Genomic DNA, 12,396 nt, shown 5'->3' with positions numbered 1-12,396 from the left:
CGAGGGTGCCGGCGGGGTCGCTGCTCGGGCCGATGGTGATCGCGCTGGCACTGAGCCTGTCCGGGCTCTCGTTCGACGCGTCGGTGCCGTCCCTGCTGGTCGACGTGGCCTACGCGGTGATCGGCTGGCAGGCGGGCCTGCGCTTCACCCGCGAGGCGCTCGGCACCGTCGTGCGGGTGCTGCCGCTGGCGACCGGGCTGATCCTCGGCGTCGTCGCGCTCTGCGCGGGCCTCGGGCTGCTGCTGTCCTGGGCGACCGGGATGACGCTGCTCGAGGGCTACCTGGCCACCACCCCGGGCGGGATCTACGCGGTGCTGGCCACCGCGATCTCCTCCGGCGCCGACGTGACGTCGGTGGTCGCCGTGCAGGTCCTGCGGGTGATCCTGATGCTGATCGTCGCCCCCTACCTGGCCCGGCTCGTCGGCCGCAGGTTCACCACCGCGGCCTGAGGGTCGTGCGCGGATATCGCCGCTCCGGCGACGGTTTCCGCGCACGGGCGCCGCAGGCGCACGCTCAGGGCAGGCGCGCGACGCGGCCGGGCGGGGGTTCGGGGACGGCGCCGGGATGCAGGGCCCAGGCGATGGCCTCGACGCCGTCGACCAGGCGCGGCCCGGCGCGCACCACGAACGACGCCGAGTCCAGTGCCACCACCGGCACCCCGGCCGGCAGGTGCCCGCGCACCGCCTGCGCCTGCGCGATCGCGTCGTCGAGCCCGAACCCGCAGGGCGCGACGAGCACGACGTCGAACGGCCCGGGCATCTGCGACCACTCGACGCCGACGCTGCGCCCGCCCGGTATCGCACCGACGGCCTCGCCCCCGGCCCGCGAGACCAGCTCGGGGACCCAGTGCCCGGGCAGGAACGGCGGGTCGGTCCACTCCAGCGCCAGCACCCGCGGCACCGGGAGCCCGGCGACGGCCGCGGCGACCGCGTCGAGACGGGCGTGCAGACCGGCCAGGAGCGCGTCGGCGGCGGGCGGGGTGCCCGCGGCGGCACCGACCGAGGCGATCGCGGCGAACACCTCGTCGAGGGTGTGCGGGTCCAGGGAGAGCACCCGGGCGTCGGTGCCGATCGCGGCCTGCGCCTGCGCCACGGTCGCCTCCGGCAGCGCGCAGACCCGGCACAGGTCCTGGGTGAGGATCAGGTCCGGGGCGGCGGCGGCCAGGGTGTCCCGGTCGAGGGAGTACATCGGCAGGCCCCGCGCGACGCGGTCCCGGACGACGGCGTCGATCTCGGACGGCGCCATCCCGTGCGGCAGCGCGGTCTCCACGACGACCGGGCAGCGGTCCCGGATCCCGGCCGGGTGGTCGCACTCGAACGTGACGGCGGCCAGGCGGTCCTCCAGGCCCAGCGCGCCGACGATCTCGGTGGCGGCGGGCAGCAGGGAGGCGATCCGCATGCGTGCCAGGCTAGCGCCGCGGGTAGCCCCGCCGGTGAGAACGCACCGGGTGGCGGTGCTGGCGCGCACCCGATACGGCAAGGTGGTCGCTGCGGCCCGTTCCGCCGTCGCTCCGCCCGCCGGAGCCGCGGGGAGGTGGCGCCGCTCGTGGGGAGGAGACATCGATGTCCGTGCACGACCGCGCCGGAACGCGTGCGAGGCCCGAGGACCTGGTCGACGTGCCGGCGTTGCTCGCGGCCTACGCCGACCTGCACCCCGACCCCGCCATCGACGAGCAGCGGGTCTCGTTCGGCACGTCCGGGCACCGCGGGTCCGCGCTGAACAGCTCGTTCAACGACGACCACATCGCCGCGACCAGCCAGGCGATCTGCGAGTACCGCGAGGCCCAGGGCACCGACGGCCCGCTCTACCTGGGCCGCGACTCGCACGCGCTGTCCGAGCCGGCCTGGCGCACCGCGACCGAGGTGTTCGCCGCGAACGGCGTCCAGGTGCTCGTCGACGCCCGGGACGGGTTCACCCCCACCCCGGCGGTGTCGCACGCCATCCTGGTCACCAACCGCGACCGGACCTCGGGCCTGGCCGACGGCGTCGTCGTGACCCCCTCGCACAACCCGCCCGCCGACGGCGGCTTCAAGTACAACCCGCCGGACGGCGGCCCGGCCGGCACCGACGCGACGTCCTGGATCGCCGACCGCGCCAACGAGCTGCTCGAAGCGGAGCTGCACGGGGTGCGCCGGCGCTCGTTCGAGGCGGTGAGCGCCGACGTCGGGCGCTACGACTTCCTCGACGCCTACGTCTCCGAGCTCGGCCAGGTCCTGGACATGGACGCGATCCGCGACGCCGGCGTGACGATCGGCGCGGACCCGCTCGGCGGGGCGTCGGTGGCCTACTGGGGCGAGATCGCCGACCGGTACGGCCTCGACCTGACCGTGGTCAACCCGGACACCGACCCGGCGTTCGGGTTCATGACGCTGGACCGGGACGGCAAGATCCGGATGGACTGCTCGTCGCCGTACGCGATGGCGTCGCTGGTCTCGCGGATGGAGCAGGGTTCCGAGTTCACCATCGCCACCGGTAACGACGCCGACGCCGACCGGCACGGCATCGTCACCGCCGACGGCGGGCTGATGAACCCGAACCACTTCCTCGCCGTCGCGATCGGCCACCTCTACGCGCACCGCCCGGGCTGGCCCGGCGGCGCCGCGATCGGCAAGACCGCGGTCAGCTCGTCGATGATCGACCGCGTGGCCAAGGATCTGGGCCGCACGCTGGTCGAGGTCCCGGTCGGGTTCAAGTGGTTCGTGCCCGGCCTGCGCTCCGGGGAGATCGCGTTCGGCGGCGAGGAGAGCGCCGGGGCCTCGTTCCTGCGCCACGACGGCACACCCTGGTCCACCGACAAGGACGGGCTGATCATGGCCCTGCTCGCCTCGGAGATCACCGCGGTGACCGGGCGGACCCCGACCGAGCACTACGGCGAGCTCACCGGGCGCTTCGGTGACCCGTCCTACGCCCGGACCGACGTGCCCTGCTCCCGCGAGGACAAGGCCCGCCTGGGCAAGCTCGACGCCGACGCCGTCACCGCGACCGAGCTGGCCGGAGAGAAGATCACCGCGAAGCTGACCCGCGCGCCGGGCAACGACGCCCCGATCGGCGGGCTCAAGGTCGAGACCGACAGCGGCTGGTTCGCCGCACGCCCGTCCGGCACCGAGGACGTCTACAAGGTCTACGCCGAGAGCTTCCGGTCCCCGGAGCACCTGGCCCGGATCCAGGACGAGGCCCGCGACGTCGTGGCCGGCGCCCTCGGGTCGGCCTGAGCATCCGTGAACGGTAGAGAGGCACGCACGTGAGCAGGAAGCACCTCGGGTTCGGCATCGACATCGGCGGGTCCGGGATCAAGGGCGCCCCGGTGGACCTGCACAAGGGCAAGCTCGCCGACGAACGGATGCGGATCGACACGCCGAAGCCCTCGACGCCGGAGGCAGTCGCGAAGGTGGTCGGCGAGATCCTCGACCACTTCGACTGGTCCGGCGAGTTCGGGTGCACGTTCCCGGCCGTCGTCCAGCACGGGAGGACCCGGACCGCGGCCAACGTCGACCCGTCCTGGATCGGCGCAGACGCACGCGGCATCCTCGAGTCCGCGACCGGCCGCACGGCCCTCGTGGTCAACGACGCGGACGCCGCCGGTGTCGCCGAGGTCGAGTTCGGCGCCGCCGCCGGGAACAAGGGCGTCGTGCTGCTCGCGACGCTGGGCACGGGGATCGGGTCCGCGCTGATCACGCACGGCAGGCTCGTGCCGAACACCGAGCTCGGCCACATCGAGGTCGACGGCCACGACGCCGAGTCCCGGGCCGCGGACTCCGCCCGGGAACGCGAGGAGCTGTCCTGGGAGGACTGGGGCGGGCGGCTGACCCGCTACTTCCGGGCGGTGGAGAACCTCGTCTGGCCGGACCTGATCGTCGTCGGCGGCGGGGTCAGCAAGAAGTTCGACCGCTGGTCACCGTTCGTCGACATCCGCACGGAGATCGTCCCCGCGCACCTGCTCAACGAGGCCGGGATCATCGGCGCGGCGCTGCTGGCCCACGACGACTGACATCGCCTCCCGACCGCGCGCCGGATGTGCTGCCGCGCGCTGCCCGTCGTCACGCGCCTGCGGCCGCGCGCGCGTCACGACGGGCGGAGCGCGAGCGGGGCGTCCCGGGGCTATCCTGCAGTTTCTGCAAGATCGTGGGGCCGGGCAGTACGGGCCGACGGCGGGACGGTGCGGGAGGTGGAGCCGGTGCCCGGACAGGCGCAGCGGGACACGGACGGGCAGGCAGGGCTGCGCGCGCGCAAGAAGGCCCGCACCCGGCAGGCCTTGCGCTCGGCCGCGCTGGCCCGCGCCCGCGCGCAGGGCCCGGACGGTTTCACCCTGCAGGAGGTGTGCGACGACGCCGAGGTCTCGGCCCGCACGTTCTTCAACTACTACCCCGGCAAGGACGCCGTCCTCTTCGACTGGGACGAGGACATGGTGGCCGCGCTGACCGCCGCGGTGCGCGACCGCCCGGCCGGGGAGGACCCGGCGACGGCCGTGCTGACCGTCGTCGAGGGGCTGGTCGCGGCCCTGACCACGAACCCGCTCTGGCACGAGCAGATCGAGCTGCTGCGCGCCTACCCCGAGCTCGCACCGCGGATGGCCTCGGTGGAGTGGACGGTCGAGGACACCCTCGTCCGGGCGCTGGCGGAGCGGGCCGGGCGCCCGGTGGACGACCTGGCGGCCCGCACCGCGGCCTCGGTCGCGATGGCCGCGCTGCGGGTGACGGTCACGACCTGGCTGGCCGACCCCGCCGGGCCCGACTCCCGGACGGTGTTCCGCCGGGTGCTCGAGCACACCCGGGCTCTGTTCGGACCCGCGCCGGACCGAGCCGCACCGGGCTGAGCCACACCGGGCCGAGCCGGGCGCGTTCAGCCGTCGACGAGGGAGGTGACGGTCGCCCGGGCACCGTCGCGGTGCAGCGAGTCCAGCGCCCGGGTGTAGGCCGCGGCGAAGCGCTCGTCGGAGGCGAGGTTGCCGAACACCGACGTCGCGCCCAGGAACGCCAGCGGCTCCTCGCGCTGGCGCTGCGCCAGCGCGGTCATCTGCTCGGCGAGGCGGTCCTGCTGCTCGATCGCCTCCCCCTGCTCGTCGGTGCCCTCCGCGTAGCGGGCCCAGCCGGCGACGACGGTCGCCGCGCGGTCGATCGGGCCGCCGTCGGCGAGCTGCTGGCGCACCACCGGCAGCAGGAACAGCGAGATCCGGTCGGAGCTGCCGAAGTTGATCCGCTTGAGGGTGTCCGCGACGCCGGGGTTGGCGAACCGCTCGATCAGCGTCGACTTGTACTCGTCGAGGTCGATGCCGGGCACCGGGCGCAGCGTCGGGGTCGCCTCGACGTCCATGTAGTCGCGCAGGAAGCGGGCGAACGTCGGGTCCTGCGCGACCTCGTGCACGTAGCGGAACCCGGCCAGGTAGCCGAGGTAGCCCAGCGCCTGGTGGGTCGCGTTGAGCAGGCGCAGCTTCATCAGCTCGTAGGGCACGACGTCGTCGACGACCTGGACGCCCGCCTCCTCGAACGGCGGACGCCCGGCGGCGAAGTGGTCCTCCAGGACCCACTGGGTGAACGGCTCGCACACCACCGGCCAGCGGTCGCGCAGGCCGAAACGCTCGGCCAGGGCGTCGCGGTCGCCGTCGGCGGTGGCCGGGGTGATGCGGTCGACCATCGAGTTCGGGAACGTGACGTTCTCGGCGACCCAGGCGCCGAGGTCCCCGTCCTGCAGGGCGGCGAAGCCGGTGAACACCCGCCGCGCGGTGTCGCCGTTGCCCTGCATGTTGTCGCAGGACATGATCGTCAACGGGCCGGTCCCCCGCTCCCGTCGACGGGCCAGCGCCGCCACGACCAGGCCGAACACCGTCGACGGGGTGGCGCCGGGCTCGAGGTCGGCGCGGATGCCCGGGTCCTCCGGGTCGAACTCGCCGGTCACCTGGTCGATCGCGTAGCCGCCCTCGGTGATCGTCAGGGAGACGATCCGGGTGGCCGGGTCGGCGATCTTCTCGATCACCTTCTCCGGGTCGTCCGGGGCGAACAGGTACTCGGTCAGGGAGCCGATCACGCGCGGGGCGAGCGAGCCGTCGGCCTCCTTGCGCACGAGCGTGTAGAGCCCGTCCTGGTCCCGCAGGACCGTCGCCATCGTGCGGTCGCCCTCGAGCACGCCGACGCCGCAGATGCCCCAGTCCCGGGCCTGACCTGCCGTGAGCAACGCGTCGACGTACATGGCCAGGTGCGCTCGGTGGAACCCACCGACCCCGAAGTGCACGATGCCGGTCGTGATGCCGCTCCGGTCGTAGCCGGGCACGTCGACGCCCTCGGCCCCTTCGGTCCAGACCGTCCCGGAGTCCAGCGACTGCATCGTTCCCCACCTCGTCGAACCTCGCGTGCGTTCGACGCCGACCCTAGCGCTCACCGGACGACGATGTCCCGACTCGACGCCGGATCGCAATCCTGACTGAACATCCAGTAGAGAACACGCTGACGCAACGCCGTGTACTGCAACAACGACGCTTGACTTGCGCTCACGACTTGCGATTGCCGCAATCCAGTCCCTACGATCCACCTCGTGCCCGCACCCGAGACCCCCGTCGCCGACGCTCAGGTGACGGCCCGGGTCCGGGGCCTGGTCGCGGCCGGGCAGGGCACGCAGCGCCAGTTCGCCTCCGACATCGGGCTCGCCGAGACGAAGCTGTCCAAGGCGCTGGCCGGGCGTCGCCGGTTCACCGCCGCCGAGCTGGTCGCGATCGCCGACCGCACCGGCGTGACCGTGAACTGGCTGCTGCACGGACGCGACGACGCCCGCACGCACACGGCCGTGCCGGGCGGGCAGGCACGCACCGAGAGCGCCGCGCGCGAGACCCGCGGGACCAGGGCGCGGCGGCGGATCCTGGACGCGGCCTGGGAGCTGATCGCCGAGAACGGCTACCACCAGGTGCGCACCGCCGACGTCGCCCGCGCGTGCGGCACGAGCACCGCGACGATCCACTACCACTTCCCGAGCCGCTCGGCCCTGCTCGACGAGGCGCTGCGGCACAACGTCAAGCTCGCGTTCGACCGGCAGGTCGCCGAGCTCGGCGACGTCACCGACCCGCACGAGCGGCTGCTGCGTCTGATCGACCTGCAGCTGCCGACGAGCACGCTCCTGCGCCAGGAGTGGTCGATCTGGATCCAGGTGTGGGCCGAGTCGGCGGTCGACCCGTCGCGACGCTCGCTGTACTGGGACGCCTACGACCGCTGGTACCGCAGCGTCGCGATGACGCTGGAGCACGGCGCGCTGGCCGGCGTGTTCGTCCCGGACGCGGAGGTCCTCACCCGGGCACTCACCGCCCTGATCGACGGCCTCGGCATCCAGGTGATGGCCGGTACGCCCGGGGCCACGCCCGACGGCATGCGCGCCACCCTGCGCGAGTTCATCGACCGGAGCGTGCTGCGCCCCGGAGTCACACACCCACCGACATCCGACGACGAGAAGACGGAGCACGCATGAACCGTGACGTGATCATCACCTGCGCGGTGACGGGGGCCGGGGACACGGTGGGCAGGAGCCCGCACGTGCCGGTCACCCCGGCCGCGATCGCCGCCGACGCGATCGCCGCCGCGCAGGCCGGGGCCGCCGTCGTGCACATCCACGTGCGCGACGTCGAGACCGGTCAGCCCTCCCGCGCGGTGGCGCTCTACCGCGAGACGGTGACCCGGATCCGCGACGCCGGCGTGGACGTGGTGCTGAACCTGACCGCCGGCATGGGCGGCGACCTGGTGATCGACGCGGACGACCCGCTCAAGCCGATCGACGGCACCGACCTGGTCAACGCCCTGGAACGGCTCCCGCACGTGGAGGAGCTGCTGCCCGACATCTGCACCCTGGACTGCGGCTCGCTGAACTTCGGCGAGGGCAGCCAGCTCTACATCTCCACCCCGGACATGCTCCGCGTCGGCGCGCGCCGGGTGCAGGAGCTCGGTGTGAAGCCGGAGCTGGAGATCTTCGACACCGGGCAGCTCTGGTTCGCCTCGAAGATGGTGGACGAGGGCCTGATCGATGCCCCGCCGCTGTTCCAGCTGTGCATGGGCATCCCGTACGGCGCCCCGGTCGACACCGGCCTGCTGACCGCGATGGTCAACATGCTGCCCGCGGGATCGCAGTTCGCCTCGTTCGCGATCGGACGCGACCAGATGGCGTGGGTGGCTCAGTCGGCGCTGCTCGGCGGGCACGTGCGGGTCGGGCTCGAGGACAACCTCTACCTCTCCCGTGGGGTCAAGGCGACCAACGCCCAGCTCGTCGAGCGGGCGGTGGAGGTCGTGCGCGGGCTCGGCGCGGAGATCGCCGGCCCGGACCGCGCCCGCCAGATCCTGGGACTCAAGGAGCGCGCCGGTGTCTGAGCCCGTCTCCCCCGGCATCGACCCCGCGGTCGGTGGCATCGACACCGTGGCCTGCATCGGCGCCGGCGTGATCGGCGGCGGGTGGGTCGCCTACTTCCTGGCCCGCGGCTACCGGGTCCGGGCCTGGGACCCGGCACCGGACGCCGGGGACAAGCTGCGCCGCACGATCGACGCGGCCTGGCCGGCACTGACCGAGCTGGGCCTGTCCCCCGGCGCCGACCCGGACGCGCTGACGATGGCGCCCACCCTCGCCGACGCGGTCGACGGCGCCGGCTTCGTGCAGGAGAGCGCGCCGGAGGACCTGGACCTCAAGCGCAGGCTGCTCGCCGAGCTGGCCGAGGCCACCGGAGACGACGTCGTCGTCGCGTCGTCGACCTCGGGCTACCCGATGTCGGACATGGCGACCGCGGCGACCGACCCCTCCCGGCTCGTCGTCGGGCACCCGTTCAACCCGCCGTACCTGATCCCGCTGGTCGAGGTCGTCGGCGGCGAGGCGACGGCGCCGTGGGCGGTGTCGCGGGCGGCGGCGTTCTACCGCCACATCGGCAAGTCGGTGATCGAGATGGACCGCGAGCTGCCCGGGTTCATCGCCAACCGGCTGCAGGAGGCGATCTGGCGCGAGGCGCTGCACATGGTCGCCGAGGGCGAGGCCACCGTCGAGCAGATCGACCTGTCGATCACCGACGGCCCGGGGCTGCGCTGGCCGGTGCACGGGCCGTGCCTGACGTTCCACCTGGCAGGCGGCGAGGGCGGGATGGGGCACATGCTCGACCATTTCGGGCCGTCGCTGAAGTCGCCCTGGACCCGGCTGGAGGCCCCCGAGCTGACCGGGCGCCTGCGCGACGACATGGTGGCCGGCGCGAACGCCTCGGCAGGCGGTCGCGACATCGCCACCCTCGTCGCCGAGCGGGACCGGGCGATCATCGCGGTGACCCGCGCGGTCGCCGCGGCGCGGGAGGCCGGCGGTGCCTGAGACGACCCGGCCGGCCGCGGAGCTGGTCCACCGGGACACCGTGCGCCCGGAGTGGATCGACTACAACGGGCACCTGTCCGAGCCCTACTACGTGCTGGTCTTCGGCGACGCCACGACCGCGCTGATGGACCGGGTCGGGATGGGGCCGGGCTACCGCGCCGAGAGCGGCTGCTCGCTCTACACGCTCGAGGCGCACGTCCGCTACCTGCGCGAGGTGGGGCCGGACGCGGTGCTCGAGGTCCGCAGCCGGGTGCTCGAACGCGACGTCAAGCGGGCCCGGCTCTGGCACGAGCTGCACGTCGACGGCCGGGTGCGCGCGACCGAGGAGCTGATGACCATGCACGTCGGCCCCGACGGGGCGACGCCGTTCCCGGAGGCGGTCGGGGCGGCACTGGACGACCTGACGGGGCCGGTCCCCGACGAGGCCGGACGGGCGATCCGATCGGTGGTGCGCCGGCAACCGAGCTGACCACCCCTCATCCGCCGCAGCATCGCAGCCGCGGCGCCCAGCCAGGGAGAAGACGATGAACAGCCAGCCCCATCCCGCTCCGCGGGTACTGAGCCGGCGCAGGATGCTCGGCACCCTCGCCGGCCTGTCCGGAGCGGTCCTGCTGGCCGGTTGCGGCACCGGCGCCGCAGCCCGCGAGGCCGGTGCGCCCCGCCGGGGCGGTGTGCTGCGCGTCGGTGTGACCGGCGGCGGCAGCTCGGACACCCTCGACCCGCACATCCCGGCCACCAACCCGGACATCGCGCGCACGCTCAGCCTCTACGAGCCGCTGCTGCACTGGGACCAGAACTACACGATCAAGCCCGCCGTAGCCGAGTCGGTGACCCCGACCGACGGGGGCCGTGCCTGGATCGCGACGATCCGGCGCGGCATCCGGTTCCACGACGGCCGCCCGGTGACCCCGGACGACGTGGTCGCCACGTTCCGCCGGATCCTCGACCCGGACGACCCGAAGTCCGGAGCGTCCAGCCTGACCACGGTCCGCGACGTGACGGTCGTCGGGGACCGGCAGGTGCGGTTCAGCCTGAGCGAGCCGTCGCCGATCTTCGACCAGTACGTCGCCGAGTACACCTCCGGCATCGTGCCGGCCGACTTCGACGTCGAGCGCCCGATCGGCACCGGAGCGTTCCGGTTCGACTCGTTCACCGTCGGCCAGCAGAGCGTGTTCCTGCGCAACGACTACTACTGGCGCCCGGACGAGCCGTACGTGGACCGCCTGGAGCTGATCAACTTCGCGGAGGACGACGCCCGGGTCAACGCGCTGCTCTCCGCGCAGGTGGACGCGATCGACCAGGTCCCGCTCGCCCTGACCGGGGTGATGGCGGCCTACGACTCGGTCCGCGTGCTGACCTCGCCGACCGCGTCCTGGCTGCCGTTCACGATGCGGGTCGACGTCGCACCGTTCGACGACGTGCGGGTGCGCCAGGCACTGCGCCTGATCGCCGGCCGCGCGGAGATGGTCAACCAGGTGCTCAGCGGGCAGGGGGCCACCGCCAACGACCTCTACTCCCGGTTCGACCCGGCCTACCTGCGCTCGGTCCCGAACCGGGAGCAGGACCTGGGCCGCGCCCGCGACCTGCTCGCCGCGGCCGGGAAGCCGCGGCTGTCGGTGGAGCTGGTGACCTCGCCGATCCAGGCCGGGACGGTGGAGGCCGCGCAGGTCTTCGCCACCCAGGCCCGCGACGCCGGGGTGGAGATCGGGCTGCGCCGGGTCGACACCTCCACGTTCTTCTCCGACCAGTACCTGAGCTGGGAGTTCGCCCAGTCGTTCTGGAACACCCGCAACTACCTCCCCCAGGCCGCGTCCAGCTCGATGCCCGAGGCCCCGTTCAACGAGACGCACTGGACGGACCCGGAGTACGTGGCGCTGATCCGGCGGGCCCGGGCCGAGATGGACCCGGGCCGGCGCACGGCGATGGTCGCGCAGGCGCAGCGGATCGAGTACGAGCGCGGCGGCTACCTGATCTGGTCGTTCCCGGACCGGGTCGACGCGACCCAGAGCTACGTCGGTGGCCTGGTGCCCAACCGGACGGGCCTGTCCCTGTCCGGCTACGAGTTCCGGAAGGCGTGGGTGGGCCAGTGAGTACGTCCGTGACCGAACCCGAGCAGGCCACCGCGCCGGGCGGACCGCCCCGGCGCGGCCCGTCGTTGCTGGTGCGGATGGTGCTGCGCCGGCTCGTCGTGAGCGTGGTCGTGCTGTGGATCGTGTCGGTGCTGGTCTTCGTGGCCACGCTGCTGCTGCCCGGCGACCCGGCGCGGGCCATCCTGGGTCAGCAGGCGACCCCGGAGCGGGTCGCGGCGCTGTCGGAGCGGCTCGGGCTGGACCAGCCGGTCTGGGCGCGCTATTTCGACTGGCTGGGCGGCGTGCTCACCGGCGACCTGGGCTTCTCCGCGGCCACCCAGGGCCCGGTGTCGGAGCTGCTGGCCGGCAAGCTCGTCTCGTCCGGCCTCCTGTTGCTGCTCACCGCCGTGATCAGTACGCCGGTGGCGCTGGCGCTGGGCACCTACTCGGCGGTGCGCCGCGGGCGTCCCGGCGACTCGGCGGTGTCCGGGGTCAGCCTGGTGCTGGCGGCGCTGCCGGAGTTCGTGATCGGCGTGCTGCTGGTGGTGCTGCTGTCCACCTCGGTGTTCCGGCTGCTGCCCTCGGTGACGCTGTCCCGCCCCGGTGAGCCGGTCTGGACCCAGCCCGGCCAGCTGGTGCTGCCGGTGCTGACGCTGGCCCTGGTGGTGATCCCCTACGTGATCCGGATGACCCGGACCACGCTGTCCGAGGCCCTCGACGGCGGCTTCGTGGAGATGGCCCGGCTCAAGGGCCTGCCCGAACGCACCGTGGTGCTGCGCCACGCCGTCCCGCACACCGTCGGCCCGATCGCCCAGGTGCTGGCCATGCAGCTGGCGTGGCTGGCCGGCGGCGTCGTGGTGGTGGAGTTCCTGTTCCGCTACCCCGGCATCGGGCAGGCCCTGATCGACGCCGTGGCGACCCGCGACGTCCAGGTCGTGCAGGCCATCACCCTGATCATCGCCGGGTTCTACGTCCTGGTGAACCTGGCCGCGGACCTGGTCGGCATCGTCGCCGACCC

General features: G+C 73.4%; 12 protein-coding genes. 10 read left to right on the top strand and 2 right to left on the bottom strand.

Features of this window, described 5'->3' with window-relative positions; all coding sequences use genetic code 11:
• On the top strand, window positions 1–449 hold a 449-nt coding region (locus tag I4I78_RS22485; RefSeq protein ID WP_218613448.1), incomplete at its 5' end, for an AbrB family transcriptional regulator.
• Window positions 450–513: 64 nt separating this feature from the next.
• On the opposite strand, the gene I4I78_RS22480 is transcribed toward I4I78_RS22485, so the two are convergent.
• The gene (locus I4I78_RS22480; protein WP_218613447.1) at window positions 514–1,398 is read right to left on the bottom strand and encodes an ABC transporter substrate-binding protein; all 885 of its coding nucleotides are present in this window, start codon (window positions 1,396–1,398) and stop codon (window positions 514–516) included.
• A gap of 164 nt (window positions 1,399–1,562) precedes the next feature.
• On the opposite strand from I4I78_RS22480, the gene pgm reads away from it, so the two are divergent.
• The 3 genes from pgm (at window position 1,563) to I4I78_RS22465 (ending at window position 4,813) form a co-directional block, all read left to right on the top strand.
• A complete protein-coding gene (pgm, locus tag I4I78_RS22475) occupies window positions 1,563–3,212 on the top strand; it encodes a phosphoglucomutase (alpha-D-glucose-1,6-bisphosphate-dependent) (protein WP_218613446.1) in 1,650 nt (549 codons plus the stop codon).
• Window positions 3,213–3,241: 29 nt separating this feature from the next.
• Window positions 3,242–3,988 carry a polyphosphate--glucose phosphotransferase gene (ppgK, locus tag I4I78_RS22470; RefSeq protein WP_218613445.1) on the top strand — a complete coding sequence of 249 codons (747 nt, stop codon included), beginning with the start codon at window positions 3,242–3,244 and terminating at the stop codon, window positions 3,986–3,988.
• Window positions 3,989–4,174: 186 nt separating this feature from the next.
• On the top strand, window positions 4,175–4,813 hold the full coding sequence (locus I4I78_RS22465; protein WP_218613444.1) for a TetR/AcrR family transcriptional regulator: 639 nt from the start codon (window positions 4,175–4,177) through the stop codon (window positions 4,811–4,813).
• Window positions 4,814–4,839: 26 nt separating this feature from the next.
• On the opposite strand, the gene I4I78_RS22460 is transcribed toward I4I78_RS22465, so the two are convergent.
• A complete protein-coding gene (locus tag I4I78_RS22460) occupies window positions 4,840–6,318 on the bottom strand; it encodes a mannitol dehydrogenase family protein (protein ID WP_218613443.1) in 1,479 nt (492 codons plus the stop codon).
• Between the two features lie 207 nt (window positions 6,319–6,525).
• Between I4I78_RS22460 and I4I78_RS22455 the strand changes: the two genes are divergently transcribed.
• From I4I78_RS22455 to I4I78_RS22430, 6 genes are all read left to right on the top strand, one after another.
• Window positions 6,526–7,446 (top strand): TetR family transcriptional regulator C-terminal domain-containing protein, encoded by a 921-nt coding sequence (locus tag I4I78_RS22455; RefSeq protein WP_308252293.1) that lies wholly within the window; start codon window positions 6,526–6,528, stop codon window positions 7,444–7,446.
• On the top strand, window positions 7,443–8,336 hold the full coding sequence (locus tag I4I78_RS22450) for a 3-keto-5-aminohexanoate cleavage protein (RefSeq protein ID WP_218613442.1): 894 nt from the start codon (window positions 7,443–7,445) through the stop codon (window positions 8,334–8,336). Before I4I78_RS22455 ends, I4I78_RS22450 begins: the two co-directional genes overlap by 4 nt.
• On the top strand, window positions 8,329–9,309 hold the full coding sequence (locus tag I4I78_RS22445) for a 3-hydroxyacyl-CoA dehydrogenase NAD-binding domain-containing protein (protein ID WP_308252292.1): 981 nt from the start codon (window positions 8,329–8,331) through the stop codon (window positions 9,307–9,309). Before I4I78_RS22450 ends, I4I78_RS22445 begins: the two co-directional genes overlap by 8 nt.
• Window positions 9,302–9,778 carry a thioesterase family protein gene (locus I4I78_RS22440; RefSeq protein ID WP_218613441.1) on the top strand — a complete coding sequence of 159 codons (477 nt, stop codon included), beginning with the start codon at window positions 9,302–9,304 and terminating at the stop codon, window positions 9,776–9,778. Before I4I78_RS22445 ends, I4I78_RS22440 begins: the two co-directional genes overlap by 8 nt.
• Window positions 9,779–9,833: 55 nt before the next feature.
• A complete protein-coding gene (locus tag I4I78_RS22435; RefSeq protein WP_218613440.1) occupies window positions 9,834–11,399 on the top strand; it encodes an ABC transporter substrate-binding protein in 1,566 nt (521 codons plus the stop codon).
• A gap of 68 nt (window positions 11,400–11,467) precedes the next feature.
• A partial coding sequence (locus I4I78_RS22430) for an ABC transporter permease (protein ID WP_218613449.1) occupies window positions 11,468–12,396 on the top strand: 929 nt, incomplete at its 3' end.

It is taken from the genome of Pseudonocardia sp. KRD291, assembly GCF_019263595.1.
Taxonomy (GTDB): domain Bacteria; phylum Actinomycetota; class Actinomycetes; order Mycobacteriales; family Pseudonocardiaceae; genus Pseudonocardia.
Note: the sequence above shows the minus strand (reverse complement) of the source record. Positions and strands in the feature narration are given on the sequence as shown.

Bases quoted from the DNA above. Each gene is read 5' to 3' on its own strand.
- I4I78_RS22480 (WP_218613447.1), bottom strand. From the start codon at position 1,398: ATGCGGATCGCCTCCCTGCTGCCCGCCGCCACCGAGATCGTCGGCGCG.
- I4I78_RS22450 (WP_218613442.1), top strand. From the start codon at position 7,443: ATGAACCGTGACGTGATCATCACCTGCGCGGTGACGGGGGCCGGGGAC.
- I4I78_RS22435 (WP_218613440.1), top strand. From the start codon at position 9,834: ATGAACAGCCAGCCCCATCCCGCTCCGCGGGTACTGAGCCGGCGCAGG.
- I4I78_RS22460 (WP_218613443.1), bottom strand. From the start codon at position 6,318: ATGCAGTCGCTGGACTCCGGGACGGTCTGGACCGAAGGGGCCGAGGGC.
- pgm (WP_218613446.1), top strand. From the start codon at position 1,563: ATGTCCGTGCACGACCGCGCCGGAACGCGTGCGAGGCCCGAGGACCTG.